The organism is Variovorax sp. HW608, assembly GCF_900090195.1.
GTDB lineage: Bacteria > Pseudomonadota > Gammaproteobacteria > Burkholderiales > Burkholderiaceae_C > Variovorax.
Genome location: NZ_LT607803.1, coordinates 2,843,197 through 2,868,616, shown reverse-complemented (window position 1 = coordinate 2,868,616; position 25,420 = coordinate 2,843,197). Strand labels below are relative to the sequence as shown.

Sequence of the window (25,420 nt, the reverse complement as noted above, 5' to 3'; positions counted from 1 at the left end):
CATGAAACGCGCGCGCTGGGCAATCGTGGCAGGCGCGGCCCTCGGCGGGCTGGCGCTGCTCGCGGGCTGCGCGGACATCCGCTACTACTGGCAATCGGCCAGCGGCCACATCGACCTGATGCGCGCCGCGCGTCCGGTGCCGGAATGGCTCGAAGACCCGGCCGCCCCCGAGGCGCTCAAGAGCAAGCTGGAGCTCACGCAGCGCATCCGCCGCTATGCGGTGTCCGAACTCGGCCTGCCCGACAACGACAGCTACAAGGCCTATGCCGACCTGCACCGGCCGGCCGCGCTCTGGAACGTGGTCGCGGCGCCGGCGCATTCGCTCACGCTCAAGACCTGGTGCTTCCCGGTCGCGGGCTGCGTCGGCTATCGCGGCTACTACGACGAGGCCGCCGCCCGGGCCGACGCCGCGGAGCTGACGGCCCAGGGCCTGGAGGTCGCGGTTTACCCGGTGCCGGCGTATTCGACGCTCGGGTGGATGAACTGGGCCGGCGGCGATCCGCTGCTGTCCACCTTCATCGGCTACCCCGAAGGCGAACTCGCACGCATCGTGTTCCACGAGCTCGCGCACCAGGTGCTGTACGTGCAGGGCGACACCATGTTCAACGAGTCCTTCGCGACGGCCGTGGAGCGCATTGGCGGCGCGCGCTGGCTGAAGTCGCAGGCGAGCGAGGCCGCGCGGCTCGAATACGCGCAGTTCGATGCGCGCCGCCAGCAATTCCGCGCGCTGGCGGCCGACACGCGGCGCGCGCTGCAGGAGATCTATGCCTCGGACGAGGCCAAGGCCCAGGACTGGAAGGCCGTCGATGCGAGGAAGGCCGCGGCGATGGACGAGTTCCGACTGCGCTATGCGGCGCTGCGCGCCACCTGGACCGGTCCGCGCCAGGGCGCCTACGACGCCTGGGTGGCACGCGCCAACAACGCGGCCTTCGGCGCGCAGGCAGCTTACGACGATCTGGTGCCCGGTTTCGAGGCGCTGTTCGAGCGTGAGGGCGAGGACTGGCCGCGCTTCTATGCGGCGGTCAAGGTGCTGGCCGCACAGCCCAAGGCGGGCCGCGACCAGGCCCTGCGCACGCCCGCGCCGGCGGCGGGCAATGCCTGACACCCGGAGCGCCGCCGGCGGTGCGCGCGTTTCAGCGCAGCGATTCGATCAGGTCGATGTATTGCTGCTTGGCTTCGTCGGCGCCGAGGCCCTTGCGCGAGGTCCAGGCGTCCCACTTGGCACGTGCGACGATGTCGCTGAAGCTGGGCTTCTTCTCGGTGTTGTCGCCCGCGGTGGCCTGCTTGAAGAGGCCGTAGATCTTCAGCAGCGTCGGATTGTCGGGGCGCTCGGCGAGCAGTTTGGAATTCGCCTGGGCGGCTTCGAAGAGGGCGTTGAGGTCGGACATTTCGACTGGGTTGGTATTAAAAGACGTCATATTAAGTGACGACGACGTTCAAATATCGCGCGGGGTCATGGTCCCGGGCGAGCAAAAGGTTCTTTCATGACGAGATCGATAGCCCATCCACCTGAAATCACGCGCGCGCTGACCGCCGCGGCGCCGCGAGCGCGATTCGTGCGCGCCGCCGCGCTGCTGTGGGGCTGCGTGGTCTTCATGCCGGTGGGGCTCAACTACGCGGCGGCGGGGCTGCTCGTCCTGGCGCTGCTGGCGTCGGGCGGCTTTCGCGAGCGCGCGGCGCGCTGGCAGGGCGACCCGCTGCGGTGGCCGATCCTGGCCTTCGTCGCCTGGGTGCTGGTGGTGCTGGCGCTGCGGCCGCACCATCCGGAGACCGGGCTGAGCCTCTGGCACGACGCGCGCATCGCGGTGACGCTGGCGCTCACGCTGCTGCTCTCGGTCGAGGAGACGGTGTGGGCGCTGCGCGGATTCGTGCTCGCGGCCGCGTTCGCGGTGCTGGTGATCATCCTCGGCCACACGGTGGGGCTGCCGACCCTGCCGATCTGGCACAACGTGCTGGTGATGAAGGGCAACAAGTCGATCAACGACGCGCTGCTGTTTGCCCTCATCGGCGCATCCGCCGCGGTCTGGGGGCTCGCCCATCTCAACGACACGCGCGACCGCTGGCACTGGGCCGGCCCGGCGTTCGCGGTCACCATCGTGACCGCGGCGATCGTGACCGTGACGCTGCCCAATCGCACCTCGCTGCTCGGACTGCTGCTGGCGGTGTTCGCGGCCTGCGTGCACCAGTGGCGCGGGCGCTTGCGGGTGCTGGCCGTGGCGCTGTGCGTCGGCGCGGTGGTGGCGGCCGGGCTGGTCTGGCAGGCGCCCTCGGTGCAGGAGAAATTCACGCTCGGCATTCAGGAACTCGAAGCCGCGCAGGCCGGCGCGGTCTCGGAAGGAAGCTGGGTGGTGCGCTTCCACATGTACCGCGAGACGACCGGGATGATGCTCGATGCGCCGCTGGCCGGCCTCGGGCTCGGAAGCTGGACGCCGGAATGGCACCGCCGCGGCCCGAAGCTGCTGTACGACTACAGCATGCCGCACAACGACTTCCTGTGGCTCGGCGCGGAGACCGGCGTGCCGGGGCTGCTGATCCTGGCTGCGCTGTTCGCCACCGGGCTGGTCATCGCCTGGCGGCGGCACGACATCACCGGCCGGCTGGCTTTCGCGGCGATGCTGATCCTGCTGGTGGCGACCTGCGTCAACTCGGCGATGCGCGATGCGGCGATCGGGCTCAGCCTGCCCTGGATCGCGTTCCTCTACCTGCACCTCGCGCGCGCACCCGGCAATCCGTGGGTCGGGGTGCTGCCGGGCGAGTGGGGCGCGGTGCTGCGCGGATAGGGCTCGCGAATCTCAGGCGGGGGCGTGCCAGGGCGCGCCCTGCACCGCGAGCAGGCCGGAGCGGCCCGGCACGCTGCCGAGCGCGATGCGATGCCGCGGCAGCGCCGCGTCGGGCGTGCCGTCGCGCAGCTCGCCGAGGTCCACCAATGAGTGGCCCTGCGCGCGCCAGCCGTCGATCAGCCGGCGGAACACCGGCAGCAGCTTCTGGCCTTCGAGCTCGGCATGCAGCGTGTAGACGTGGTCCTGCGTCGCGCCTTCGGTCAGCGCGAGCAGGTGCGTGTGCACGTTGTCGACGGTGAGTCCGTCGACGCCGATGAGTTCGTCCAGCGTCGGCAGCGTGGTCGGGTACTGCGCAGGGCCGAGCAGCGAACCGTTGTCGTCCACCGGCACGAAGGGATGGGTGCCGCGGGTGTCCGACGCATAGGTGATGCCGAGCAAGGCCTCGGCGCGCGCGGCGGCCGCGTTGAACTGCCAGCCCGCCGCGCCGTGCAGCCGCGGCGGCGTGCCGAAGATCTCGGCATGGCGCTCGGTGGCATTGCGCATTTCGCGCATCGCCCAGGCCTCGTCGCTTCCGATGAGATGGTCCTGCCAGCGCACGTGGTCCCAGCAGTGCACGCCGACCTCGAAGCCGGCGTCGCGAACGGCGCGTAGCTGGGCGGCTTCGCGCAGGCCGATATCGGGCCCGGGCAGCAGCACGCCGTACATCAGCGTCTTCAGGCCGTAGTGCTCGACCACCGAGGTGCGCGAGACCTTGCTGAGAAAGCCGGGCCGGAACACCCGCAGGATGGCGCGGCCGGTGTGGTCGGGGCCGAGGCTGAAGAGGAAGCTCGCACCGGCGTCCGAGCCGGTCAGGAGCTTCACCAGCGGCGGGACGCCTTCGCGCGTGCCGCGCAAGGTGTCGACGTCGACCTTCAGTGCGATGCGCGGCATCGCGCTCAGGCTTCCAGGTCGGCGGAGGCGACGTGGTCGCTGTAGTAGGCGAACAGCGCGCGCAGCGCTTCTTCCATGCCGACGGTGGGCTTCCAGCCCAGATCGGCCACCGTGTTGCGGATGTCCGGCACGCGCTGCAGCACGTCCTGGTAGCCGGCGCCGTAGTAGTCGGCGGCGGCGACGTCGATCAGCTCGACCTTGGCGGCCGCATCGCGGTACTCGGGCAGGGAGGCCGCCAGGCTCAGCATCATCTTGGCGAGCGCACGGATGGAATGGTTGTTGTCGGGGTTGCCGATGTTGTAGATCTTGCCGTCGGCGATGCCGTCCTTGTTGGCGATGATCTTCACCAGTGCCGAGATGCCGTCGTCCACGTAGGTGAAGGCGCGCTGCTGGCTGCCGCCGTCCACCAGGCGGATCGGCTCGCCGCGCACGATGTGGCCCAGGAACTGGGTGATCACGCGGCTCGAACCTTCCTTCGGCGCATGCAGGCTGTCGAGGCCGGGGCCGATCCAGTTGAAGGGGCGGAAGAGCGTGTACTGCAGCCCCTCCTGCTGGCCGTAGCCATGGATCACGCGGTCCATCAGCTGCTTGGCGCAGGCATAGATCCAGCGCGGCTTGTTGATCGGGCCGTACACCAGGTTGGAGGCCTCGGGGTCGAAGGCCGCGTCGCTGCACATGCCGTAGACCTCGCTGGTGGACGGGAAGACCACGCGCTTACCCCAGCGCACGCAGTGCCGGATGATCGGCAGGTTGGCCTCGAAGTCGAGCTCGAACACGCGCAGCGGCTCGCGCACGTAGGTGGAGGGCGTGGCGATCGCGACCAGCGGCAGCACCACGTCGCACTTCTTCACGTGGTATTCGATCCACTCCTTGTTGATCGTGATGTCGCCTTCGAAGAAGTGGAAGCGCGGGTTGTCGAGCCATGGTGCGACGCGGTCCGACTGCATGTCCATGCCGTGCACTTCCCAGTCGGTGGTTTCCATGATGTGGCGCGTCAGGTGATGGCCGACGAAGCCGTTGACGCCGAGGATCAGGACTTTGAGCATATTTTGGTTTCCTGGATAAATGGGAGATTCAGGCGTCGGCGGCAAGCCAGCTGCCCGAGGAAAGGGTTTCGAATGCATGGGCGTCGAGCGGCTGGCTGTCGCCATCGCGCCGCGCCGCCAGCACGCGCAGCGCGTGGCCGTCGTCCGCGATCAGCCACAGCGCCGCGCCGTCGTGCCACAGGCGCAGGCCGCGGCCGGGGGCGTCGGGCAGCGTGTCGGTGCGCAGGGTGCGCTCGATGTAGATGCGCTGCCCTCCGAACGACGCGAACGCGGGCGGGTAGGGCGGCGCGAGCGCGCGCACCAGGTCGTGGATCTGGCGAGCGCTCGCATGCGGCGGGATGCGCCCGTCTTCGGGCCGCCGACCGCCGAAGTAGCGGCCCTGCGAGAGGTCCTGCGGCCGCTCGACCGCGCTGCCGTCGAGCATCGCGGGCAAGGTGCGCGCGAGCACGATTTCCGCTGCCAGGGTCACCTTGCCGAAGACCTCGTGCGAAGTGTCGTCGGAGAGGATCGGCACCGCGAACTGGTCGACGATCGCGCCGTTGTCGGGCTTCTCGGTCATGCGGTGCAGGGTGGCGCCGGTTTCGCGCTCGCCGTGCAGGACCGCCCAGTTCACCGGCGCCCGGCCGCGATAGCGCGGCAGCAGCGAGCCGTGCATGTTGAAGGCGCCGCGCTTTGGCAGATCGAGCCAGTCGCGCTTCAGCATCTGCCGGTAGTAGAACGAGAAGAGGAAATCGGGCTGCAGCGCGCGCGTGGACTGCAGCAGCTCCGGATCGTGCGGGTCCGCGGGCGTGATGCAGCGCAGGCCGCGCTCCGCCGCCACCGTGGCCACGCTGCGGAACCAGATCGTCTCGCCGGGCGAGTCGGTGTGGGTCACCACCAGCGGCACGTCGACGCCGGCGTCGAGCAGCACGCGCAGGCAGCGCACGCCCACGTCGTGGTAGGCGAAGACGATCGCGCTCGGCCGGGCGGCGCTCATCGGCGCCGCTCCAGGACGGCGTTCACCTGGTAGCGCGGCCGGGCCCGGACCTCCTGGTAGATGCGGCCGATGTATTCGCCGAGCAGCCCGATGCCGAACAGCGCCAGGCCGACCAGCAGGAACACCAAGGCGAACAGCGTGAACACACCGCCCACTTCAGGCCCGAGGAAAAGCCGGCGGCCGGCCAGGATCACGAACAGCACGCCCGACAGCAGCGAAACGATGATGCCCAGCATCGAGAAGGCCTGCAGCGGCACCAGCGAGAAGCCGGTGACGAGGTCGAAGTTCAGGCGGATCAGGCTGTACAGCGAATACTTCGATTCGCCGGCGTGGCGCGCTTCGTGGCCGACTTCCACTTCGGTCGGATTCTTCGAGAACTGATAGGCCAGCGCCGGGATGAAGGTGTTCATCTCCTCGCACTGGTTGATGAGCTGCACGATGTCGCGGCTGTAGGCACGCATCATCGAGCCCTGGTCGTTCATCACGATGCCGGTCAGGCGAAAGCGCAGCCGGTTCATGGCGCGCGAGGCCCAGCGGCGCCAGGCCACGTCCTGCCGGTTGCGGCGGATGGTGCCGACGCAGTCGAAGCCCTGGTCCATGGCGGCCAGAAGCAGGCCGATGTCCTCGGGCGGGTTCTGCAGGTCGGCGTCGAGCGTGAGCACGCGATCGCCGCGGCAATGCTCGAAGCCCGCCAGGATCGCGCGGTGCTGGCCGAAGTTGCCGTTGAGCAGCACGACGCGCGTGACGTCGGGCCGAAGCTCGAACTGCTGCGCCAGCAGCGAGGCCGAGCGGTCGCGGCTGCCGTCGTCGATGAAGACGATCTCGTAGTCGATGGCCAGCGCGTCGAGCGCCGGATAGAGCCGGTCGAAGAGCGCGGCCAGGCCGAGCTCCTCGTTGTAGACCGGGATCACGACGCTCAGTATGGGGCGGTCCAGCGCGGGACTGCGCGGGGCGATGGCGGGGTGGGCTGCGTCGTACATGGTGGTCGTCGCCTCCTGTCAGGACAGTGCGGCGGTCACCGTGGCCACCGCGTCGCATACACGGTCGACGTCGGCGTCGGTCATCGCCGGAAAGAGCGGCAGCGTGATCGTGCGCGCGCCGATGTCCTCGGCCACCGGGAAGTCGCCGGCGGCATGGCCGCGCTGCCGGAACAGCGAAAACAGATGCATCGCCGGGTAGTGCACGCCGACGCCGATGCCCTGCGCCTTCATGCCGGCGATGAATTCGCCGCGGCGCGGTGCGAGCCGGGCCGGCAGCAGCGGCTGGAACATGTGCCAGTTGCCGTGCCCCTCGAGGTCCCGCGGCGGCAGCGTGAAGCCGAGCGCCGGGTCCCAGCGGGCGAAATAGCGCTCGGCGAGCTGGCGCCGCCGGCGGTTGAACTCATCGAGGTGGCGAAGCTGCCCGAGGCCGATGGCGGCGGCCACGTCGGTGAGGTTCGCCTTGCCGCCCCAGGCCTCGACCTCCATGCCGCCGTCCGGCAGGCGCGTCACGCCCTGCAGGCGCAGCTTCTCGAAGCGCCGCGCCTCTTCCTCGTTGTTCAGGACCAGGCAGCCGCCCTCGGAGGTCGTGAAGTTCTTGTTCGCATGGAAGCTGAACGAGACCAGGTCGCCGAAGCTGCCGATCTCGCGACCGCCCCAGTGCGCACCGAAGGACTGCGCCGCGTCCTCGATCACCCGCAGCCCGTGCTTCTTCGCGAGCGCGTAGAGCCGGTCGCGGTCGACCGGCAGGCCGGCCAGGTCGACCGGAATCAGCGCGCGGGTGCGCGGCGTGATGGCGCGCTCCACCTGGTTCAGGTCGATGTTGCGCGTGACCGGGTCGGCGTCGACGAACACCGGCGTCGCGCCGACCGCCAGCACCACGTTGGCGGTCGCCACCCAGCTCAGCGGCGTGGTGATGACTTCGTCGCCGGGCCCGATGCCGCACAGGCGCAAGCCGAACTCCAGCGAGACGGTGCCGGAGTTGACGAGGCGCACGGGCCGGCCGCCCAGCCGCTGCGACAGCGCGGCTTCGAGTTCGGCGCATTTCGGGCCGGTCGTGATCCAGCCCGAGCGCAGCACCTCGCCGACCTCGGCGATCGTGCGCTCGTCGATCGACGGGCGGGTGAAGGGGAGGAAGGGTCGCGTGCTCATGCACGGCTCCCGGTTGATTGACTTTTCATTTCTTGATGACGACGACGCGTCGCTGGTCCTCGAAGACGGTATGCATCGGCAGGCCGCGCTGCTGAAGCTCCAGCCAGGTCGGCTTCTCCATGTAGGCGGCGGCCTGGGGCAACGACTGCCACTTGGCGGCGAACTCGTCGAGCGTCTTGATCCACCGCTGCGGTTCCAGCGATTCTCCCAGGGCGAACTCGTCCGTGTACTCGACCAGCACCACATTGCGCCCCAGGTAGAACGGAAGCGTCTGATCGTACGCCCGGATGGCGAAGACCGGCGTTTCCGGCGTGATGTGCGGCTGCAGCGCGGCGGCCAGCGGCGCGGCGCTCTTGAGCTGTCCGTAGGTGTTGTGCGCCTGGATGACCGCCAGGGTAGCGACGAGATGGGCGAACGCGAGGCTCACCACGGCCGCCGTGAGTGCACGCCGTCCGAGCAACCACCACGCGGCCAGTGCACCCGCGAGGAAGATCACCGCGCCCAGCCGCACCGCGCCGGCGAGCGGCTCCAGCACCGCGACCGGCGTGCTGGCCGACGCGAAGCGCGCCGGATCGATGGCGAGGGCGAACAGGAGCACCCATGCGAGCACCGGCAGCAGCAGGTGCCAGCGCAGGGCCGAAGGGGCGGTGCGGCGCAGCTGCACGGTCACCAGCAGGGCCAGCGCCGGGAACATCGGCAGGATGTAGGACGGCAGCTTGGAGCCCGACGCGCTGAAGAACAGGAAGACGAAGACGCACCAGACGAGCAGCACGTCGCGCACCGTGATCCGCGAGCTGCCTTGCGTTGCGGGGTCCTTGCGCAGCAGCCAGGGGAGCGCGCCGGTCCAGGGCAGCATTCCGCCGATCAGGAGCGGCACGTAGTACCACCATGCGCCCTCGCGCTGGTGCACCTGCGTCAGATAGCGCGCGAAGTGCTCGTGGATGAAGAAGAATTCGGCGAAGGCCGGATTCCGCATCGAGACCAGCACGAACCACGGCGCCGCGAGCGCAAGGAAGATCACCAGGCCCGAAGCCCAGTGCATGCCGCGGCACAACCCCATGTCGCGCCGCCACAGGCTGACGAAGACCAGCACCGCGCCGGGGATGGCGAGGCCCACCAGCCCCTTGGACAGCACCGCCCCGGCCATGGCGGCCCAGGCCAGCCAGATCCAGCGGCGGCGCGCGCGGGGATCGGGGGTTTCAAGGGCCAGCAGCACGCCGCAGAGCGCCAGGGTCAGGAACAGCGTCAGGCCGCTGTCGAGCGTCAGGAAATGGCTGTTGCCGATGAGCCAGGTCATCGATGCCGCGACGGCCAGCGCCTGGACGCCGGCTTCGCGCCCCCAGAGGCGGCCCGCGGTGAAGCCGACGGCCAGCAGCGTCAGGAAGCCCGCCAGGCCCGGCCAGAGCCGCGCGCTGAACTCCGACACGCCGAGGCCGAGGAAGGCCAGCGCGCCGATCCAGTACTGCAGGATCGGCTTCTCGAAATAGAAGAGGCCGTTCAGCCGCGGCGTCACCCAGTCGCCGCTGCGCGCCATCTCGAGCGCCAGCGCGGCGTAGCGGCCTTCGTCGGGGCTCACCAGGGCCCGGGTGCCGAGCGTGGCGAACCAGACGAGGCCCAGCACGGCGAGAACCGCCACGAGGCCCAGCGAGGTCCGTGCGAAGACACTGCGTGAAGCCGGCGTGGCCGGAGAATTCCGTCGGGAGTCAGTCTCGGCGGCAGTTGCGCCCAAACCCTGATGGGCTATCGTTTTCATGAATCGTTGGCAGGCAGGAAATCAAAAGTGGCGTATCGAGACGGGACCTTGCCCTGCGAAGCCGCCCCGAAGGTGCCAAATCGGGATGAATCTCAGGTGAACACGCCCGCGGACGGGCGGAAATGGGCTGTCAGTCAGTCCGACAGCCCTGCGCGCGCCAGCTCCACGTCCAGGCGCTCGCGCGCATCTGCCGGTTCCAGACCCGCCGCCTTCTCGTAGAGCCGCGTCGCTTCGGCCATGCGCGAATCGCCGTCCAGCATCAACAGCCCGCGAGCATATTCCATCAGCGCGGCGGCCGAATTCGGATTGAGCTGCAGGCCGCGCTCGAACAGCTCCACGGACGTTTCCGCGCGCACCCCGTAGGTCATGCGGCCGACCAGGCTGCCGACCTTGTCGATCACCTCGGCATGGAAGGCCGCCAGCGCGATGTGGGCATCGGCATGGCGCGGTTCCAGCTCGATCACGCGCTCGAGCGCGCCCTTGACCTTCGAGCCCAGGCCCTGCGCCAGCGCGCGCGCCACGCTGATGCCCTGGCTGTAGCGGCCCAGCGCGTAGGCCTGCCAGTAGAGCGCCTGGCAGTTGTCCGGCTCGGCGGACGCCTGCGCCGCGGCGCGTTCGGTCACCTGCTTGAAGAGCGCGAGCCGCACCGACTCGCGCGGCTCGAGATAGTTGGCGTAGACCGCGGTGGCCTGGTTCGCGAGCGCCAACCCGTCGACACCCAGCTTCAGGGCCAGCGCCACCGCCTGCTCGAATTCCCCGCTGTGATAGAGCGCCCAGCCCTCCGTCATCGGACCCGTCGCGGGTGGCTTCACCCACTGGCCCGCATGCAGCCGGTCCCATTTCGCGAGCAGGCTGGCGCGATCGAAGCGCGGGCAGTCCCGGTAAGGAAGCCGGGTCCACGGTCCGGCGACATTGACGCCGCTGGGGACCTGCACTGTGGTGGGATGGAGATCCGAGGGCGTCATTCTTGGGGGGAGTGAGGTCAGATCGTGGCGGGTTGATGATCTTCGCCCGAATATGCGTTGCTGAGTGTCAGCAAATGCCTACGCTGCTCGGGGGCGAGATAGGGCGCGAGCAGGTGCAGCGTATGGTGTGCGCCGCGCAGCAGCGCCCCCTGCGCGTGCGCCGGCTCCAGCGCCTCGCGGGGATTGCGCACGTACTCGTAGCTGAGCCAGTAGGTCAGCACCACCACCATGCTCTGCGCGAGCGTGTCGACCTCTGGCGGGGCGATGCAGAGGTGTCCCGCGCGGCTCAGGCCGGCCAGAAGGGTGCGGATCGCGCGCGCTTTATTCTTTAGTACTACCTGGAACTGGGTTTCGAGATGCCGGTTCTTGCTCAGCAGATCGTTCAGGTCGCGGTAGAGAAAGCGGTAGCGCCAGATCAGCTCGAACAGGCTGTGCATGAAGAACCAGGCATCCTCGACATCGTGCACGCCCTCGCTGGCATGCAGCAGCTCGTTGAGCTCGCATTCATAGCCTTCGTAGAGCCGGTTGATCAGCTCGTCCTTGGCGGGGTAGTGGTAGTAGAGGTTGCCGGGGCTGATGTTGAGCTCGCCGGCCACGAGCGTCGTCGAAACGTTCGGCTCCCCGAAGCGATTGAACAGTTCAAGCGCTGCTTCGAGGATCCGTTGTGCAGTGCGGCGTGGCGCTTTCTTGGCCATGTCGTAGCCCCGGGGTGTGTCTCCGGCGGACACTCTAGCGCAAGTCCTCGAAAACGGGTGGATTCGCGCGCGACTCCGCGCGACTGTGCGCGACTGTGCGCGACTGGGCGGGGCCGAGGCAACGCCGCGCCGGGTCAGTCAGGCGCCGCCGGTGGACTTGTGGCGCTGCGAGGGCTTGGATGCCGTGTCGGCGGAGGCCTTGCGCGTCGTCGTCGTCTTGCGCGCTGCGGCACGTGCCGGCTTGGCCGCGCCGCCCTGCCGCCGCAATTCCGCTTCGAGCGCCTCGACGCGCGCCTGCAGCGCCGCGACCTCCTGCGCCGACGGCATGCCCAGCTTTTCGAGCGCGCGCGCGACGCGGTCCTCGAAGATGTTCTCGAGCTTGCCCCAGCCGCCGGCGGCCCGGTTGCTGAACTCGCTGGCGAAGCCCGCCATGCGCGCCTGGGCCTGCGCCAGCGTTTCCTCGGCCGCCTGCTGCGTCCGCTTCTGCACGCTGACGCCGTCCTTCACCAGCGCCTCGAATGCCTTGCTGCCCTCCTGCTGCATCTTGGCGAAGGCGCCGAGGCCGGCGAGCCAGATTTGCTGGGCGGAGTCCTTGATGCGGTCGCTTGCGGCGGAAGACGCGTCTTCACTGCTTTGGGATGGCTTTTCCATGGACGGATCTCCGAGTGTGAATGCTTCGAATGTAGACCACTGCCCGCCCTGGTTTTAGGGCTGCGCATCCAGAGCTCACTGGCGGTCTTGGTAAATGTCCTACACGACTCGGGTAATTCGGCTGACGATAATCAAGCCTGACTATGGTCTGACCAGGGCTGCGATATGCACGCCGTTCAATAAAAAAGTACTCATAGGCCGTCGCCCGTAGTCCTTCCCCACGCAATAAGAATTCATGAGCTTTCGTTTTCGCCGGGTCGTTTTCATGGACGACTTTTTTCGCTCCCCCGACAACGGGCTGCCTTCCAACCCTGTCAATCGGCGGTTCCTTCGCAAACTGTTCGAATCGGCCGCGACGCGACTGGGACTCGCCTGCGATGAAGCCTTTGCTTCCAGCGACGGCGGCTTGATGGACGTGGCGGCCGCGATGGAGGCACTGTCGTTGCCGTGTTCCGTCGAGGGCTGGGCGCAGTCGACGATCGCCGACATTTCGGCGGTCAGCGGGGCGGGCCGATTCCCCGATCTGGATTCGCGATGCCTCGTCATCGGCTGGGGGATGCCGCCCTCGCTGCTGAACTACATCGATGGAAGCGGGGCCGTGTTCATCGATCTCGAAATCGATCCGATCCGCTTCACGGCGCACCTGAAGTTTTGCGCGCGGACCAATGACCGTTCCACGGAAGAAGCGTTGCGCAAGCTTCGCATCGACGATGCGCACTCCTGGAATGACGCCGCGGCCCTGATGGGCTATTTCGCGCGTCGTGGCGGGCGGAGCCTGTTCGACGCCAGTGTCAGTGTGGGCCTCTTCGTTGGCCAGACCTCGGTGGACCTGGCGCTTGTCGAGAATGGAAGGCTGGTACGCCCCGTCGATGCAATCGACCGTGTCCGGGATCTTGCGAGCAGCGTCGATCTGCTGGTCGTCAAGCGACACCCGTACGAGCCTGGTGGTGCGCATCTGGCCGAGCTTGTGCGCGATATTCCAAACGCGCTGTGGACAAACGAGAACATCTACGCATTGCTGTGTGCCGACAACCTAAGTTTTGTCTCGGGCCTGTCTTCGGGCACCCTGCGGGAGGCAGAGTTTTTCCTGAAGCCCGCCCATCACTTGATCGAGGCAGATCGGAACAATCCGCGGCGACTGCCGCGAAGCTGTTCCCCGTGGTATTCCATGCCGGCCACGATTGCCTCGATCGAGACGATGACGGAGGTTTGCGTGTCGCAGGGATTCCTCGATCGCGCGGTTCGTGTCTTCTTCCCCAGGCGAGCCGACCTTGCACCGCCGAGCGACGGTTTCAGGGAGGATGCACTGGATCATGCCTTTGGCTTCCGCTGGGGCCTGGATGGCGCCCAGCAGGGGCTCCCGGTCCTGCCGCGTCTCGAACTCGATCGCGGCCTCGGTGCCTCCGAAAGCGTGCCGGCGACCGCATGGCTTGGCGAAGGCTGGTCGACCCCGGAGCCGTGGGGTGTCTGGTCACAGGGTGAGCTTGCCTCCGTCATCGTGCTGCTCGAGTCGCAGGCAGGCGCTTTGGCTGCTTCTGAAATTCAGCTGACAGGTCAGCTGTTCACACCTCAGGGACATCTTCCCGAGCTTCTGGTGAGCATTGATGGAGGCCCTGCCTGGCGCCCCGAGGTTCGAAGGACTGCGGAGGACGAAGGAGCAGTCACCTTGAGCGTGCCTTGGCCGAAGGCCAGCGATCGGAGCGTGCTGGTGGTCAATCTGCATATCCGGAATCCGATCAGTCCGTTGGATGCAGGGATGAGCGAAGACAGCCGGCGCCTGGGGTTCGGGTTGCGGCGACTGGGTATTGAGAAGCTCGCCGTTAATCGAGCCGCACGCGTTGGAGCGGGCGGGTCTTGCCGGGCGCAGTCCTTACAGCACATGGAGACCCATTGCAACTCAACGGCTGATATGGCTTGATCCTGTCAAGAGGACGAACCGATCTCTCCGGCTTGCGGATTGCAGAGTGGTTCGCGATGCCGGATAGGGAACGCGACGGAGCCGGGTGCGTAAGCGACGGTTGATCATGCTGATATGCGTGGATTGGCTACCGACACTTCATGTGTTCGTCGCGGGGCTGCCTGCTTTCTAGGGTCTGCGGTTGGTCACTTGAATGGCTGCGCAATAGCCGTGCCGAGGATTCCCCTGTGGCCGTGGCTGCGCCGCGTTCCCGATCCGGCCTCAAGAGGGGATGTTCGATAGGCGCCTCCTTGGCGGTGTCTGCCATGTCATCGCGGCTTCACGTAGGGTGCCGCAGGCGGCGTCACCTCGCACGCAATGGCCCACACGAAGCCCGAGAGTTCGCGCGCGATGGCCACGACGATCTTGTTGTGCGGCATGTGCCGCGCCCTCAGCCGCTTGAAGCGCGCACACAGCCGCAGCTGCGCCGTCCAGGCGATGTCGGTCACGGCCTTGGGCAGTTCCGACTGGCGCTTGGCGATGTCTGCGCTGACGCGAGCCGAATAGCGGTACAGGTGCGCCACCTCCACCAGCATGCGTCGTGCGGCCGAGTTGCCGGCCTTGGTGATGGCCCCCTGGCGGCGGCGCTGGCCGCTGGAGTCCTCGCTGGGCACCAGGCCCAGGTAGGCCATCAACCGGCGCGGATTGTCGAAGCGGTGGAAGTCCTGGATCTCGGCCACCAGCGTGACCGCGGCGACGAGCTGCACACCGCGCAGCGCCTGCAGCGCAGCCACCACCGGTGCCAGAGACCAGTCCACCAACGCATCGCGCAGCGATTGCTCCAGCCGTGCGATGCGTGCCCCCGACTCGCTCACCGCGTGCAGGTACTCCTGGAAGGCGATCTGCTGCGCGGCGTGCGGCAGCGCCAGGCCGGCCAGCCAGCGCAGATGCGCCGCCGTCCATGCACTCTTGCCCGCGTACACCACGCCGCTGCGCAACAGCAGTGCCTTCAGCCGGTGGCGCGCGTTGCGCTGCTCGCGCACGGCGTCCTCGCGCGCTCGCACCAGGTCGCGCAGCGCCTCGTCCACGGCGTCGGGCACTCGCACAGCATTGAGTTCACCCGCGCGCGCCAAGCGCGCCAGCATCAACGCATCGCGGCGGTCGGTCTTCACCCGGTCGCCTGAACGCTTGGGGATGGACGAGGGCGCCACCACCTCACAGTGGTAGCCCAGCGCGGCGAGGTGGCGCTGCAGCACAAAGCCGCAGGGGCCCGCTTCGTAGACCACCTGCACACAATGGCCCCGGCTGACCAGGCGGCGCAGCGCCTTGCTCACGGCAACGAGGCCGCCGGCGACCGCACCCAGATGGCGCACTTCACCGTCACGACCGGCCTCGGCCAAGGCAATGTCGATGCTGTCCTTGTGGACGTCCAGGCCAACGTAAACGGTGGCCGCAGTGGTGGTAGATTGACTCATGGCCCGTCTCCTTGCACGTTGCAGGCTGTCCGCCCCTCGGGGTACAGCCTTGTGGCTCGGCGCACCCCACGGTGCGCAACCCACGGTAGTCCCGGAGACGGGCCTCCTCAACGGCTCAAGCCATTCTGTCTAGGCGTGGCGCTGTTGAAAGAGGGTCTGAGGGTCGCCACGAAGCGTGCTGACGCCAATGGAAAGGGCCGAGGCGTGGGCCTCCTCCTTCGCGCGCTATCCCATTGAGCCATGCGCTAACCCGAGCTTTGAAGACTGAAGCTCGGCAGAGCGAGCATTGGCGCGGGTTCGCGCCTTTTTTTGGGCCGATTGTGTTCCCATGTAAATGGTGTATGTTTTCCTTGTAAATACGGCTTCATTGAATACCATGTAACGCATGTACATCGAGACCGTCCCCAACCGCAACTCCCCGCCCGCCGTGCTGCTGCGCGAGGGCTATCGCGAAGGCGGCAAGATCGTCAAGCGCACCCTGGCCAACCTGTCGCACTGGGATGCGCAACTGGTCGAGCACTTTCGCCTCCTGCTCAAGGGCGGCGTGGCCGTCGAGTCGCTCGACGCGGTCATGACCATCGAGCGCAGCTTGCCCCACGGCCATGTGGCCGCCGTGCTCGGCGCGGCGCGCGCCTGTGGGGCCGAGAAGTGGTTTGCCAGCGCGCCCGAGCAGTTGCGATCGGTGCTGCTGGCCATGCTGTGCGCACGCGTGCTGGGACCCGCTTCCAAGCTCGCCACGCATCGCATGCTGCACGACGACACCGCCACCAGCTCGCTGGGCCGCGTGCTGGGCGTGGGTCAATGCCAGGCCGATGACCTGTACCGCGCCCTGGACTGGCTGCACGAGGCGCAGCCCACCCTGGAGCGGGCCTTGGCGCGCAAGCACCTGGTGGGCAGCACGCTGGTGCTGTACGACCTCACCTCGACCTGGCTGACGGGACACTGCTGCGAGCTGGCCGCCCGGGGCCATTCACGCGACGGCAAGCGTGACGATCCGCAGATCGTCTTCGGGCTGGTGTGCACGAGCGAAGGCTGCCCGATCGCGGTGGAGGTGTTCAAGGGCAACACGGCTGACCCGGCCACGGTGGCCTCACAGGTGGCCAAGCTCAAGGAGCGCTTCGGCATCCAGCGCCTGGCCTGGGTGGGCGATCGCGGCATGCTCACCAGCGCACGCATCGAGCAGGTGCTCAAGCCCCAGGACATGGACTGGGTCAGCAGCCTGCGCGCGCCGCAGATCGCGCTGCTGGCCGCCGAGCAGGGCCCCTTCCAGCCATCCCTGTTCGACCAGCGCAACCTCATCGAGCTCACGAGCGAGCACTTCCCCGGCGAGCGGCTGATCGTGTGTCGCAACCCCGCACTGGCCGAGGAGCGTGCGCGCAAGCGCGGCGAGTTGCTTGCCGCCACCGAGGCCGATCTCGGCAAGATTGCCGCGGCCACGCAACGGGCGCGCAACCCGTTGCGCGGCGAACAGGCCATCGCCCTGCGCGTGGGGCGCGTCATCGAGCGCTTCCACATGGCCAAGCACTTGGAGCTGACCATCACCGACACCGCGCTGAGGTGGACGCGCAAGACCGACGCCATTGCCGCCGAGGCCGCGCTGGACGGCCTGTACGTGATCCGCACGAGCTTGGCCGCCACACAACTCGATGGCCCCGCCGCAGTCGCCGCCTACAAGAGCCTGGCCCATGTCGAGCGGGCCTTCCGCTGCATGAAGACCATCGACCTGCATGTGCGCCCGGTCTTTCACTACAACACCGAGCGCGTGCGCGCCCACGTCTTGCTATGCATGCTGGCCTACTACGTGGAGTGGCACATGCGCGAGTGCCTCAAGCCCATGCTATTCGATGACGAGTTCATCGAGCAGGCCCAGGCCGCTCGCGCCTCACCCGTGAACAAGGCGCTGCGCAGCGAACACGCCAAGGCCAAGGACGCCACCAAGCGAGGCGACGACGGCTCGCCCCTGCACAGCTTTCGAACGCTGGTGCAGGACCTGGCCACCGTGGCCTACAACATCACCTCCACCAGCCTCAACCCCAACGCCAAGATCGTCATCACCACGCGCCCCACGCCAGTCCAGGCCAAGGCCTTCAAGCTGCTCGGCGTGAACCCCGTCTGTTCCCAGTAGCACACCCACACATTTCAAGAATGTCTCGATGAATCATGGACTTGCGTGCGGCTGTCTTCAAAGCTCGGGCTAACGGTGGGCGAGCATAACTTTACCGCTGCTTCATCTTCCGCCGGCGGCTCCTTGTGTTTCGGGCACTTCGATGCGCGCGATAGGCATGTGAAGATCGTGAAGCCACGTGTCGCCCTCTGCAACCAGCGAGAACTGCAATTCGCGAGGGCCGGGGTCGCGTGGGACGTGAATGACCACCGGAACCGATGCCTCCTCGCCCGGCGGAATTGACAGGTAAATGTCCTGGCGACCGTCCCAGGGCGGGTCGGCGAGATCATCGGATGCTGGCATTCGTACGAAACGCCAGGCGATGCGCAGCGGATTCCCTGTACGCGAGAGCGTGTGAATCGTCGAGCTTCCGCCGTTATGGATCTTCAGCACGGCGTTGAGCGCGTCAGGCGCAGTAGCGGTCACGAGCGCGTCGAGCTCGATCGCCCGGGCCTGTTGCTCATCGGGCGGCGCGGCCGCGGCATCCGTCGCGACATGTCTGTCCGGACACTCTTCGAGCGGAATCCAGCGCGTGCGCGCCAGAACTTCTTCTGGCGTGGTACCGAACCGAATGAAGTGCAACCGGGGCATCGAATACAAGCGCACCGCAGGCGAGACGCACGGAAACGCATATCTGTAACCCGGCGGCTCGTACCCTGAATAGCCGTTGAGCGTCGGAACACGGTGGTCCTGGGCGAAGATCATTGCATCCAGTTCGGCCATCATGTATGGCTCTTCAGAGCGTCCGGTCACATATACGATGGATCCGCTCTTTAGCGACGCACCGGCGACGGCCTGCTCAAGGGGCGCGATGCGACTGCGCCATTGCTCGATGGACGCATTGCCCGGGCGGTACGCCAACGTTTCCAGCAGCAGTCCCAAGACCACGGCCGCGGCCGCGGCCGTGCTCGCAGGGGCCGGATTTCGACGCAAGCCTTCGGCACCGATGGCAGCCATGATGGCCACTGGCAGCATCATCACCAGGCCGATCCGGCTGACGGCCCGAATCGACGAAATCCCGGGCACCTTCAGAAGCATCGCGTAGAACGAGTGACCGTCCACATAGAGCGTCGCCGCGACCAGAATCGCGAGAGTCGCGAAGGAGAATGCCAGGAGGCGCCGCCGATGCAGAGGAGCCTTATTGTTGGCCGTCAGCAGCGCGCAAAGAACGAGCAGGATCGGGATGAACCCAAAAAACAGTTGATGCTCTCCGCGGGCCGGGATTTGCGCCCCCGTTTCCAGAATCTGGCGGTAGACCTCGGCGCGATCCGCCACCAAGTAGCTTTGCGGCCGGGGCAGCATGGACATGATTTCCGCGATCGACCGGCTGATTCCGTAGGAATGGCTGATCCGCAGATACCGCAGAAGCAACACGGCGACTGCGACGGCCGCCATGAGCGCCAGGACCAGGGGGCGCATGATGCCGCCGCGCATAGCCGGCATGCTGATTGAACTGGCCGGAAATGGCCTCAGGGCGGGCACGAGCATCGCCACCGCCGATGCCACCAGGAGGTAGCCGGTGAACACGCCCAGATATATCGAGCAGAAGAACTGAACCGCGACCCACGCCACCAGTCGGGCCAGATCCTGCGCGCTTCGCGTCTCGCTGAACTGGATGAACGCGAGGTAGGCGAACGGCAGGGCAAAGCGGTAGGTCAGTTGCGCATGTACTTCCTGCGCGAGGAGAGGTGGGGCGAATGTATAGACGAAGGCGCCTACGGCGGCAGCAAAGGAGTCGAACCGGAGCCGCCGTAAGACGACGTACATTGCGCCAAAGTTCAAGGCGAATCCGACAGCGAACCAGGCATCGAAAGCATGCTCCCGGCTCAGACCCAGGAAGCGGAACAGCACGTAGACCGGGCCGGTGCCGAAGTGGTTGTCGCTGAACGCAAGCGTGCCCCGCGCGGGATAGAAGAAGGTCGGCGACCACAGGGAGGCCGTGTCGCCGCGCACCCACTGGTACAGGTGCTCGAGGATGACGCTGTTGAAGCGCGCGTCGCCTATGTCGCCCGGCACGGCCCGGAACCAGTCCGTCGCCCGCAAGAGATAGCAGAAGACGCCGATGAGAAACAGCAGGAGGGCAGTGCCGGGCCAGTTCGAAGATTGCTTGCGGGTGGCGGTCATCGAACGGATCATTTGCAGAGGTAGTCCACCTGAGCGGTGCTATGGCGGAACGGGTCCGTCAAGTCATCGCTGTATTGGCCCATCAAGAGCCGCCGCTTGGGCAGCAGGTGCGTCCGAAAGAACCGGCTGAAGGTCGCCAGCCGATCTCCCTTGGCCGTGAGGCGAACGCACCCGTTGTCTATCTCGATGGTCCCCGACTCCATCTGCTCGGTCAGGCGCACGTCGACAAGCCGATGCTCCTTGACATATTCCTGCGTGAAGACCTCGGCGAATCGGGCTTGCTGGATGCCGCCGCCGCGCTGCTGAAGCTTTTCCAGAATGTAGAAGGAAAGCGATCGATCCAGCACCGCTGGCACCGAGATGGCGAGCGAATAGGCCGTGAGGACCCAGATGATCAGCATCTGGCACTTCTCGAACGAATTGAAGATCGCGAAGGACTCGACGCGCCACACAAGGGCAGCGGTGATGATGGCCGCCAGAACGCCGTCCACGATGGCGCTGTAGAAGACCACGTTGACTCGAAAGAACGCGATGTGCCCCCAGTAGATCAGGCAGGCAAGCACGACGAAGAACGTCGAGGCGGCGAGGAATTTGACTGCTTTCATGACGCGGAAAAGACCAGTAACTTGTTGCCCAGATAGCTCAATGCGGTCTGAAGAACCGTCGCAATCGCGAAGCCCACGGTGTAGTTCAGGTGGAACGTGTCGGTCCAGACGAAGAGCATCAGACCGTGGAGGCATGCAATGGAGGCGTAGAGCGCCAGAAATCTCGCCGCCTGGCGCAGCAACGGGGCTTCCTTGCGACGGAAGACAAAGAATCGGCTTCCGATGAAAGAGGCGGTGATGCCAAACCATGCTGCGATGAAGTTCGCCACGCCTGCCGACGGAATCCCGAGCACCTTGAGGTTGAAGCTCAGCACGCCGTAGTGGATGGCCGTGGCCGCCACACCGTTGACGACGAAGCGCCCGAGCTCCGCGACGTGGGGAGCGATGGGCTTGCGCCTGAGGGTCATGCCGGCACGCAGTCGGTGCGCTCGACCGATTCGACGAACAGTTCGTACGCGGCTTGCGCCGGTGCGCCCGACTTGCTGACACCCGTGAGCATGAGGCTCATCAGCGCGAGAGACCCGGTCTGCAAGAACACCAAGAGCAGGATGCCGAGAGCGACCGAAAACCAGCCCGGCGTGGCAAACCCCGACAGCTTCAGGACGACGGAAGCCAGCCCGGCGACGATGGCGAGCGCGCCCATCAGCGTGGAAGCAATGCCGACGCGGACGAGCACGTCCTCAGCGAACACCATGACGCCTCGAAAGCCGTGCAATGCGAGTCCGACGAAATTCATCTTGCTCTTGCCCGCGTAGCGGGGGCCGCGGTCCAGTGCGCAAGTCACGACTCGAAGGCGCGAATTCAGGACGCAACTCGCCACGTGCGTCCAGAGTTCCTGCATCGCGGCGAGTCGCTTGACGGCGCTCGGCTTGAGCGCCATGAAGTTGCCGAAACTGATCTGGCGCCCCGTCAACAACTTGAACAGTCTCTTGTAGACCGCATAGAAGGCCTTGAAGCGCAGGCTCTCGACGCGCGTCTTGCGCTGTGCAACCACGAGGTCCACCTCGGATGAGTCGAGGCCTCGAAGCAATTCGGAGATGGAGGCGGGGACATCTTCGCCGTCCGAATCCATCACGACGACAGGCATGGTTGCCATGTGGTCCGCCACGTAGCTCAGCCCGACCGCGATGGCGCGCTGGTGGCCGACGTTGCGGCGCAGGCGAATGACCGTCCCCCCCAGGCCGGCTGCGTTCAGCCGGCCGATGTCGACGGGTTGGCGCACCGATCCGTCATCCACAGCCACGACATGCACCTTGCTGCCGAAGATGGTCGCCAGTTCCTGGAACAGACGCGAGGAGGCCTCGGCGTCCTCGAAGACCGGGGTGACCACTACGAATGCGGAAGAATTGGCGCTCATCGTGTTGAGAAGTTGAGAGGCATCAATCGGAACCATGGGCCGTGTTCCAGGAGCCGGAAGCACAGGCGATGCCCCGGGAAAGTTGCCGGTCCACCGCCAGCGTGGTTGGTGGAGCCCCTGCCTGTTCCTTCCCGGAATGTCCCGCGGCCGGCATTGAGGTCAGCCATCGTCGACGCGGAATGATGGCCGACATTCTGCCGCAAGGGGCAGCGTCCCTCGTTTGCCGGACCTGACGCTGCGGCGGTCACCGATTCGCAATGGGATAATCCCTCCTTGCCGGCCAACTGCGGCCTTTTTTTCAAGTTAGTCATCAACGGGGGACCCCATGATCCTGGTTACCGGTGGCGCCGGTTTCATCGGCGCCAATTTCGTGCTCGATTGGCTCGCCCAGAGCGACGAAGCGCTGGTCAACCTCGACAAGCTCACCTATGCCGGCAACCTGGAGACGCTGGCATCGCTGAAAGACAATCCGAATCATGTCTTCGTCCAGGGCGACATCGGCGACGCCGCGCTGGTCGACCGGCTGCTTGCGGAGCACAAGCCGCGCGCGGTGATCAATTTCGCGGCCGAGTCGCACGTGGATCGCTCGATCCACGGTCCCGAAGACTTCGTTCAGACCAACGTGCTCGGCACCTTTCGGCTGCTCGAATCGGTTCGGGGCTATTGGAATGCGCTGCCGGCCAGCGAGAAGGCGGCGTTTCGGTTCCTGCACGTTTCCACCGATGAAGTCTACGGCTCGCTTTCGGCGAGCGACCCAGCCTTCACCGAGGAGAACAAGTACGAGCCCAACAGCCCCTATTCCGCGAGCAAGGCCGCGAGCGATCACCTCGTGCGTGCATGGCACCACACCTATGGATTGCCGGTGCTGACGACCAACTGCTCGAACAACTACGGGCCTTTCCATTTCCCCGAAAAGCTCATCCCGCTGATGATCGTGAACGCGCTCGCCGGCAAATCGCTGCCGGTGTACGGCGACGGCATGCAGGTGCGCGACTGGCTCTACGTCAAGGACCATTGCAGCGCCATCCGTCGCGTCCTCGAGGCAGGCCGGCTCGGTGAAACGTACAACGTCGGTGGATGGAACGAGAAACCCAACATCGAGATCGTCAATACCGTTTGTGCGTTGCTCGACGAACTGCGTCCGCGGGCAGACGGCAAGCATTACCGCGAGCAGATCACCTATGTGACCGATCGCCCGGGTCACGACCGCCGCTATGCCATCGATGCGCGCAAGCTCGAGCGCGAGCTGGGCTGGAAACCTGCCGAAACCTTCGACAGCGGCATCCGCAAGACCGTCGAGTGGTATCTGGCCCATGGTGAATGGGTCCGCAACGTGCAAAGCGGTGCATACCGCGAGTGGGTGCAGAAGCACTACGCCGGCCCATCCGCGAAGGCATCGGCATGAAGCTGCTGTTGCTCGGCAAGGGCGGGCAGGTCGGGTGGGAACTGCAACGCAGTCTCGCGCCCCTCGGTGAACTGGTGGCGCTCGACTTCGACAGCACCGAGCTGCGCGCCGATTTCAGCCGGCCCGAGGAGCTCGCCGACACCGTGCTCAAGGTGCGTCCGGACGTCATCATCAATGCGGCTGCGCATACCGCCGTCGACAAGGCCGAAGGCGAAGTCGAATTTGCACGCAAGCTCAACGCGACCTCGCCCGGCGTCGTCGCCGAGGCGGCACGGCAGGTCGGTGCGCTGATGGTCCACTACTCCACCGACTACGTCTTCGACGGCAGCGGAAGCACGCCGTGGAAGGAAGACGACGCAACGGCGCCGCTCAGTGTGTATGGCCGCACCAAGCTCGAGGGAGAGCAGTTGGTGGCGGCGAATTGTGCGCGCCACCTGATCTTCCGTACGAGCTGGGTCTATGCGGCGCGCGGCGGCAATTTTGCCAAGACCATGCTGCGTCTGGCCAAGGAGCGCGACCGGCTGACCGTGATCGACGATCAGTTCGGCGCGCCGACCGGTGCCGAATTGTTGGCCGACATCACGGCACACGCGATTCGCGATACCTTGCGTGATCCCGGCAAGGCGGGGCTCTACCATCTCGTGGCCGGCGGCGAGGCGACCTGGTACGGCTATGCGCGATTCGTGCTCGAACAGGCGCAAGCGGCGGGTGTCGAACTCAAGGCCTCGCCGAATGCCATCGATCCGGTGCCGACCAGTGCATTTCCGACACCGGCCACGCGTCCGCACAATTCAAGGCTGGATACCCGCAAGCTTCAGGCGACCTTCGGTCTCACGCTGCCGCCCTGGCAGGCCGGCGTTGCGCGCATGTTGCGCGAAACGCTCTGACCCTCGAACAGAGAAGAACACATGACGCAACGCAAAGGCATCATCCTGGCCGGCGGTTCGGGCACCCGGCTGCATCCGGCCACGCTGGCGATCAGCAAGCAACTGCTGCCGGTATACGACAAGCCGATGATCTACTACCCGCTGAGCACGTTGATGCTCGGCGGCATGCGAGACATCCTCATCATCAGCACGCCGCAGGACACGCCGCGCTTCCAGCAGCTGCTGGGCGATGGGAGCCAGTGGGGCATCAACCTGCAGTATGCGGTGCAGCCGAGTCCGGACGGCCTGGCGCAGGCTTTCATCATCGGCGACAAGTTCGTGGGCAATTCGCCCAGCGCGCTCGTTCTTGGCGACAACATCTTCTACGGTCACGACTTCGTGCATCTTCTTTCGGATGCCGACGCCAAGCAGACTGGCGCAACCGTGTTCGCATATCACGTGCAAGACCCCGAGCGCTACGGCGTAGTCGCCTTCGATGCCAACGGAAAGGCCAGCAGCATCGAGGAAAAGCCGGCCCATCCGAAAAGCAGCTATGCGGTGACCGGGCTCTATTTCTACGACAACGAGGTGGTCGACATTGCCAAGGCGGTGAAGCCGAGTGCACGGGGCGAACTGGAAATCACAGCGGTGAACCAGGCCTACCTGGAGCGCGGCTCGCTGAATGTGCAGATCATGCAGCGCGGCTATGCCTGGCTTGACACGGGAACCCACGACAGCCTCATGGAGGCCGGCCAGTTCATTGCGACGCTCGAGCATCGGCAGGGCCTGAAGATCGCGTGTCCCGAAGAGGTGGCTTGGCGCAACCGCTTCATCACGACCGAACAATTGGAGGCGCTTGCCAAGCCGCTGGAAAAGAGCGGATACGGCAGGTACCTGATCCACTTGCTTTCCGACGAGGTGCGCTCGTGAAGGTCACGCCGACATCGATCCCCGAAGTGCTCATCATCGAGCCGAAGGTGTTTGGGGACGCGCGCGGGTTCTTCTTCGAGAGCTTCAATCAGAGGACATTTGACGAGGCGATTGGCAGGCACGTCGAGTTCGTGCAGGACAACCATTCGAGGTCGGTGAGAGGGGTGCTGCGAGGTTTGCACTACCAGATTCAGCAGCCGCAGGGGAAGTTGGTGCGGGTGGTGCGCGGCGCAGCCTTCGATGTTGCCGTCGACATACGCAAGTCGTCGCCAACCTTCGGTCAATGGGTCGGTGTCGAACTGACGGAAGACAATCACAAGCAGCTATGGGTGCCAGTGGGATTCGCGCATGGCTTCCTAGTCCTGAGTGAATCCGCCGATTTTCTCTACAAGACCACCGACTACTACGCACCGGCGCACGAGCGATGCATCGTGTGGAACGACCCGTCGATCGGCATCACTTGGCCCGATATCGGTTTGCCGCCTCAGTTGTCTGTCAAGGACCGCGATGGCGCGACATTTTCGCGAGCAAGCCTTTTCGACTGAACAGCGTCGCCCGGCGGGACTCACTCGAGCGGAAGCAATCTTGGATTCCTCCGGCCTTGCACGCCGTCCGCGCATCGTGTTCTCGACGGCGGTAGTGACGAGCGGACAGGCTGTGTCCTTCGCCAAA

Annotated in this window: 23 protein-coding genes; 8 read left to right on the top strand and 15 right to left on the bottom strand. The window is 66.1% G+C overall.

Translation table 11 applies throughout. From position 1 onward, the window contains the following. The first annotated feature begins 1 nt into the window (after window position 1). The gene (locus tag VAR608DRAFT_RS13420) at window positions 2–1,102 is read left to right on the top strand and encodes an aminopeptidase (RefSeq protein ID WP_088954510.1); all 1,101 of its coding nucleotides are present in this window, start codon (window positions 2–4) and stop codon (window positions 1,100–1,102) included. Window positions 1,103–1,133: 31 nt separating this feature from the next. Here the strand turns inward: VAR608DRAFT_RS13420 and VAR608DRAFT_RS13415 are convergent, their stop codons facing one another. Beyond that, entirely contained in the window at window positions 1,134–1,388 is a 255-nt protein-coding gene (locus VAR608DRAFT_RS13415; RefSeq protein ID WP_088954509.1) for an acyl-CoA-binding protein, read from the bottom strand. Between the two features lie 96 nt (window positions 1,389–1,484). On the opposite strand from VAR608DRAFT_RS13415, the gene VAR608DRAFT_RS13410 reads away from it, so the two are divergent. Then, window positions 1,485–2,780: an O-antigen ligase family protein gene (locus tag VAR608DRAFT_RS13410; protein ID WP_231973488.1), complete on the top strand. Its 1,296-nt coding sequence runs from the start codon at window positions 1,485–1,487 to the stop codon at window positions 2,778–2,780. 12 nt (window positions 2,781–2,792) lie between these two features. Here VAR608DRAFT_RS13410 and VAR608DRAFT_RS13405 read toward each other — a convergent pair whose 3' ends face one another. The 9 genes from VAR608DRAFT_RS13405 to VAR608DRAFT_RS13365 all read right to left on the bottom strand — a co-directional run bounded on the left by VAR608DRAFT_RS13405 (window position 2,793) and on the right by VAR608DRAFT_RS13365 (window position 11,925). After that, window positions 2,793–3,710 (bottom strand): 4-deoxy-4-formamido-L-arabinose-phosphoundecaprenol deformylase, encoded by a 918-nt coding sequence (locus VAR608DRAFT_RS13405; protein ID WP_088954508.1) that lies wholly within the window; start codon window positions 3,708–3,710, stop codon window positions 2,793–2,795. A 5-nt stretch (window positions 3,711–3,715) separates the two neighbouring features. Beyond that, complete coding sequence (locus VAR608DRAFT_RS13400) at window positions 3,716–4,756, bottom strand: bifunctional UDP-4-keto-pentose/UDP-xylose synthase (RefSeq protein ID WP_088954507.1); 1,041 nt, start codon at window positions 4,754–4,756, stop codon at window positions 3,716–3,718. Between the two features lie 28 nt (window positions 4,757–4,784). After that, entirely contained in the window at window positions 4,785–5,732 is a 948-nt protein-coding gene (locus VAR608DRAFT_RS13395; protein ID WP_088954506.1) for a formyltransferase, read from the bottom strand. Continuing rightward, a complete protein-coding gene (locus tag VAR608DRAFT_RS13390; RefSeq protein WP_088958770.1) occupies window positions 5,729–6,667 on the bottom strand; it encodes a glycosyltransferase in 939 nt (312 codons plus the stop codon). Before VAR608DRAFT_RS13390 ends, VAR608DRAFT_RS13395 begins: the two co-directional genes overlap by 4 nt. A gap of 63 nt (window positions 6,668–6,730) precedes the next feature. Further along, window positions 6,731–7,861 carry a DegT/DnrJ/EryC1/StrS family aminotransferase gene (locus tag VAR608DRAFT_RS13385; RefSeq protein ID WP_088954505.1) on the bottom strand — a complete coding sequence of 377 codons (1,131 nt, stop codon included), beginning with the start codon at window positions 7,859–7,861 and terminating at the stop codon, window positions 6,731–6,733. Window positions 7,862–7,886: 25 nt separating this feature from the next. Next, complete coding sequence (locus tag VAR608DRAFT_RS13380; protein WP_157730909.1) at window positions 7,887–9,497, bottom strand: ArnT family glycosyltransferase; 1,611 nt, start codon at window positions 9,495–9,497, stop codon at window positions 7,887–7,889. Between the two features lie 251 nt (window positions 9,498–9,748). Continuing rightward, complete coding sequence (locus VAR608DRAFT_RS13375) at window positions 9,749–10,549, bottom strand: hypothetical protein (RefSeq protein ID WP_231973487.1); 801 nt, start codon at window positions 10,547–10,549, stop codon at window positions 9,749–9,751. A gap of 47 nt (window positions 10,550–10,596) precedes the next feature. Continuing rightward, entirely contained in the window at window positions 10,597–11,274 is a 678-nt protein-coding gene (locus VAR608DRAFT_RS13370) for a TetR/AcrR family transcriptional regulator (protein ID WP_088954503.1), read from the bottom strand. A 138-nt stretch (window positions 11,275–11,412) separates the two neighbouring features. Next, entirely contained in the window at window positions 11,413–11,925 is a 513-nt protein-coding gene (locus VAR608DRAFT_RS13365; protein ID WP_088954502.1) for a phasin family protein, read from the bottom strand. A gap of 235 nt (window positions 11,926–12,160) precedes the next feature. On the opposite strand from VAR608DRAFT_RS13365, the gene VAR608DRAFT_RS13360 reads away from it, so the two are divergent. After that, window positions 12,161–13,843: a hypothetical protein gene (locus VAR608DRAFT_RS13360; protein WP_157730907.1), complete on the top strand. Its 1,683-nt coding sequence runs from the start codon at window positions 12,161–12,163 to the stop codon at window positions 13,841–13,843. A gap of 308 nt (window positions 13,844–14,151) precedes the next feature. Here VAR608DRAFT_RS13360 and VAR608DRAFT_RS13355 read toward each other — a convergent pair whose 3' ends face one another. Beyond that, a complete protein-coding gene (locus VAR608DRAFT_RS13355) occupies window positions 14,152–15,297 on the bottom strand; it encodes an IS110 family transposase (RefSeq protein WP_088954500.1) in 1,146 nt (381 codons plus the stop codon). A 385-nt stretch (window positions 15,298–15,682) separates the two neighbouring features. Between VAR608DRAFT_RS13355 and VAR608DRAFT_RS13350 the strand changes: the two genes are divergently transcribed. Continuing rightward, complete coding sequence (locus tag VAR608DRAFT_RS13350) at window positions 15,683–17,422, top strand: IS1634 family transposase (RefSeq protein ID WP_088954499.1); 1,740 nt, start codon at window positions 15,683–15,685, stop codon at window positions 17,420–17,422. 102 nt (window positions 17,423–17,524) lie between these two features. On the opposite strand, the gene VAR608DRAFT_RS13345 is transcribed toward VAR608DRAFT_RS13350, so the two are convergent. Genes VAR608DRAFT_RS13345 through VAR608DRAFT_RS13330 form a run of 4 tightly spaced genes read right to left on the bottom strand, consistent with a single transcriptional unit; the run spans window position 17,525 to window position 21,583 of the window. Beyond that, a complete protein-coding gene (locus VAR608DRAFT_RS13345) occupies window positions 17,525–19,585 on the bottom strand; it encodes a hypothetical protein (protein WP_088954498.1) in 2,061 nt (686 codons plus the stop codon). 8 nt (window positions 19,586–19,593) lie between these two features. After that, window positions 19,594–20,190: a hypothetical protein gene (locus tag VAR608DRAFT_RS13340; RefSeq protein WP_088954497.1), complete on the bottom strand. Its 597-nt coding sequence runs from the start codon at window positions 20,188–20,190 to the stop codon at window positions 19,594–19,596. Then, entirely contained in the window at window positions 20,187–20,597 is a 411-nt protein-coding gene (locus VAR608DRAFT_RS13335) for a GtrA family protein (protein ID WP_088954496.1), read from the bottom strand. The genes VAR608DRAFT_RS13340 and VAR608DRAFT_RS13335 overlap by 4 nt, the downstream gene beginning before the upstream one ends. Next, on the bottom strand, window positions 20,594–21,583 hold the full coding sequence (locus VAR608DRAFT_RS13330) for a glycosyltransferase (RefSeq protein ID WP_197700520.1): 990 nt from the start codon (window positions 21,581–21,583) through the stop codon (window positions 20,594–20,596). The genes VAR608DRAFT_RS13335 and VAR608DRAFT_RS13330 overlap by 4 nt, the downstream gene beginning before the upstream one ends. A gap of 289 nt (window positions 21,584–21,872) precedes the next feature. Between VAR608DRAFT_RS13330 and rfbB the strand changes: the two genes are divergently transcribed. Genes rfbB through rfbC form a run of 4 tightly spaced genes read left to right on the top strand, consistent with a single transcriptional unit; the run spans window position 21,873 to window position 25,293 of the window. Beyond that, window positions 21,873–22,952 (top strand): dTDP-glucose 4,6-dehydratase, encoded by a 1,080-nt coding sequence (rfbB, locus tag VAR608DRAFT_RS13325; RefSeq protein WP_088954495.1) that lies wholly within the window; start codon window positions 21,873–21,875, stop codon window positions 22,950–22,952. Continuing rightward, complete coding sequence (rfbD, locus tag VAR608DRAFT_RS13320; RefSeq protein ID WP_088954494.1) at window positions 22,949–23,839, top strand: dTDP-4-dehydrorhamnose reductase; 891 nt, start codon at window positions 22,949–22,951, stop codon at window positions 23,837–23,839. Before rfbB ends, rfbD begins: the two co-directional genes overlap by 4 nt. 21 nt (window positions 23,840–23,860) lie before the next feature. After that, the gene (rfbA, locus tag VAR608DRAFT_RS13315) at window positions 23,861–24,748 is read left to right on the top strand and encodes a glucose-1-phosphate thymidylyltransferase RfbA (protein WP_088954493.1); all 888 of its coding nucleotides are present in this window, start codon (window positions 23,861–23,863) and stop codon (window positions 24,746–24,748) included. Then, window positions 24,745–25,293 carry a dTDP-4-dehydrorhamnose 3,5-epimerase gene (rfbC, locus tag VAR608DRAFT_RS13310; protein WP_088954492.1) on the top strand — a complete coding sequence of 183 codons (549 nt, stop codon included), beginning with the start codon at window positions 24,745–24,747 and terminating at the stop codon, window positions 25,291–25,293. The genes rfbA and rfbC overlap by 4 nt, the downstream gene beginning before the upstream one ends. Window positions 25,294–25,420: the final 127 nt, after the last annotated feature.